Here is a 2,841-nt window from a genome sequence, read left to right on the forward strand (position 1 = left end):
ACCTGCCTGCACCGCGGCTGCATCCCCAGCAAGGCGATGCTGCACGCCGCGGAGCTGGTCGACGGCATCTCCGAGGCGCGCGAACGATGGGGCGTGAAGGCCACCCTGGAGGCCGTGGACTGGTCCGCCCTCACCGCGACCCGCGACGACATCGTGGCCCGCAACCACCGCGGCGTCGAAGGCCATCTGTCCCACGCGGGCGTCCACGTGGTCCGCGGCTCCGCCGCCCTGACCGGCCCCCGCACCGTACGCATCACGCCGGTCGGCGTGGCGACCGGCACGGCGACCGGCACGGCGATCAGCGCAGGCGCGCACGCAGGCATGGGCACGGGAGCAGGCGCAGACGCAGACGCTGGCGGCGAGTGGACCGCGCGGCGCGGCATCGTGCTGGCGACCGGCTCCCGCCCGCGCACCCTCCCCGGGCTGGCGCCGGACGGCCAACGGGTCGTCACCAGCGACGACGCCCTCTTCGCCCCGGGACTCCCGGCCTCCGTCCTGGTGCTGGGCGGCGGCGCGATCGGCGTCGAATACGCCTCACTGCACCGCTCCATGGGCGCGGACGTCACCCTGGTCGAGGCGGCGGACCGGCTGCTGCCGCTCGAGGACGCGGATGTCAGCCGCCATCTGACGCGCGGGCTGAAGAAGCGCGGCATCAAGGTGCTGACCGGCGCCCGGCTGGAGCACGCCGAGCCGTACCCGGACGGGGTGCGCGCCACCGTCCGCCCGGCCCGCGGCAAGCCGCGCACCCTCGACGCCCAGCGGCTGCTGGTCGCCGTCGGCCGCGCCCCGGTCACCGACGGCCTGAACCTGGGCGCCGCCGGGCTGACCACCGACGACCGCGGATTCATCGCCCCCGCCGACTGGTCGCGGCTGGAGACCGCGGTGCCGGGCATCCATGTCGTCGGCGATCTGCTGCCGCCGCCCTCCCTCGGGCTGGCCCATGCCTCGTTCGCGGAGGGGCTGCTGGTGGCCGAGACCCTGGCGGGCCTCTCACCCCAACCCCGGCCCGTGGATTACGACACCGTCCCCCGGGTGACCTACTCCAGTCCGCAGACCGCCGCCGTCGGCCTGTCGGAGGCTCAGGCGCGTGAGCGGGGCTTGGACGTCGTCGTCAACACCATGCCGCTGACCGCCGTGGCCAAGGGCATGGTGCACGGCCAGGGAGGCATGGTGAAGGTCGTCGCCGAGCGGGCGGGCGAGGGCACCGGCCAGGTGCTCGGCGTCCATCTCGTCGGCCCCCATGTCTCGGAGATGGTCGCCGAGAGCCAGCTGATCGTCGGCTGGGACGCCGAACCCTCCGATGTGGCCCAGCACATCCACCCGCACCCCACGCTCTCCGAGGCCGTCGGCGAAGCCTTCCTCACTCTGGCCGGGCGCGGTCTGCATCAGATATGAGCGGACCGGACGGGGACTTGCCCGACTCCTCGGCGACAGCCACCACGAGGAAGCCGACCACGGCCAGGCCGATACTCGTATACAGCTCATAGCCATCCAGGAACGGCAGAAGACGGATCATCGCCATCAGCCGGAACCAGCCGATGAGCTCGTGGACGATCCCGATGAGCCCCTGGAACAGCAGAAAGCCGCCCACCAACTCGCATGCCTTTCTCATGTGTTCGAGGCTAGGCGGCGGTCCGGCGGGCGCGGGTCAGCCAAAGGTCTATGGCCCTGCGACTTTGGTCGATACTCGCGCCCGAGGCGGCGACCGCGCCCCCGCTCGTCAGTAGATTCGTCGGTATGAGCAGCTCAGACGCCGCGCGGACGGGAAGCGCCGAGGGGGCGCGCGACAGCAAGCGCGTCAGGACGCGCCGCACGCTGCGCGACTGGATCGTGGATGTGTGCTGCATCTCGCTGGCGGCCCTGTTCTCGCTGACGGCCTCCGAGTCGATGGCCACCGACCCGTCGGTGTCGGACGAGGCGCTGTTCGCCGACCTGATGGCCGGTGTGGTGGCCTGTCTCGCGCTGTGGCTGCGCCGCCGCAGGCCGGTCGAGCTGGCGCTGGTGCTGCTGGCCGCGGGCGTGGTCTCGTACTACGTCGCGGGGCCGCTGCTCGTGGCGCTGTTCACGGTCGCGGTGCACCGGCCGCTGCGTACGGTCGCGTGGGTCGGCGGGGCGGCGCTGGCCCAGATCTTCGCCGCCCCTGCGGTGCACCCCGACCCCGACCTCGACTACATCGGAGATGTGCTGCTCGGCGCCCTGCTCGTCAGCGGCGCCATCGGCTGGGGCATGTTCGTGCGCTCACGGCGTCTGCTGCTCGAATCGCTGCGCGAGCGAGCCGCGCGGGCCGAGGCGGAGGCGGCGCTGCGCGCCGAGCGGACCCAGCGCCTGACGCGTGAGCGGATCGCCCGGGAGATGCACGACGTGCTCGCCCATCGGCTCTCCCTGTTGAGCGTGCACGCGGGCGCGTTGGAGTACCGGGCCGATGCTTCCCCGCAGGAGGTGGCCGAGGCCGCCGGGGTGATACGCAGCAGCGCGCACCAGGCGCTGCAGGATCTGCGCGAGGTGATCGGCGTGCTGCGGGCCCCGGACTCCGACGCCACCGCCGAGGGCAGCCCGCCCGACCGGCCGCAGCCGACCCTCGCCGATCTGCCGCGGCTGGTGGAGGAGTCGCGCCGGGCAGGCATGCGGGTGACGCTGTCGGACGAGGCGGGCGTCGCCGGGGCGGACGCGGCGGGCGTCGCCGGGGCGGACGCGGCGGGCGTCGCCGGGGCGGGCGCGGCTGCCGTGCCGGGCGCCACGGGCCGTACGGCATACCGGATCGTGCAGGAGGGGCTGACCAACGCGCGCAAGCACGCGCCCGACGCCGTCACCGTCACCTCCGCGTCGGGCGCGTGCTTGCGC

Annotated in this window: 3 protein-coding genes; 2 read left to right on the forward strand and 1 reads right to left on the reverse strand. The window is 73.7% G+C overall.

Annotation, left to right across the window (positions count from 1 at the left end):
* Window positions 1-1,395: FAD-dependent oxidoreductase (locus CCN51_RS37900; protein ID WP_107426161.1), on the forward strand; the 1,395-nt coding region annotated here is incomplete at its 5' end.
* Here CCN51_RS37900 and CCN51_RS37905 read toward each other — a convergent pair.
* Window positions 1,361-1,612 carry a hypothetical protein gene (locus CCN51_RS37905; protein WP_063647534.1) on the reverse strand — a complete coding sequence of 84 codons (252 nt, stop codon included), beginning with the start codon at window positions 1,610-1,612 and terminating at the stop codon, window positions 1,361-1,363. The genes CCN51_RS37900 and CCN51_RS37905 overlap by 35 nt on opposite strands.
* Window positions 1,613-1,737: 125 nt before the next feature.
* Here CCN51_RS37905 and CCN51_RS37910 point away from each other — a divergent pair.
* A partial coding sequence (locus CCN51_RS37910) for a sensor histidine kinase (protein ID WP_086860621.1) occupies window positions 1,738-2,841 on the forward strand: 1,104 nt, incomplete at its 3' end.

The sequence above is a fragment of the Streptomyces milbemycinicus genome (assembly GCF_002154605.1).
GTDB classification, from domain to species: Bacteria; Actinomycetota; Actinomycetes; order Streptomycetales; family Streptomycetaceae; genus Streptomyces; species Streptomyces milbemycinicus.

Bases quoted from the DNA above. Each gene is read 5' to 3' on its own strand.
- CCN51_RS37905 (WP_063647534.1), bottom strand. From the start codon at position 1,612: ATGAGAAAGGCATGCGAGTTGGTGGGCGGCTTTCTGCTGTTCCAGGGG.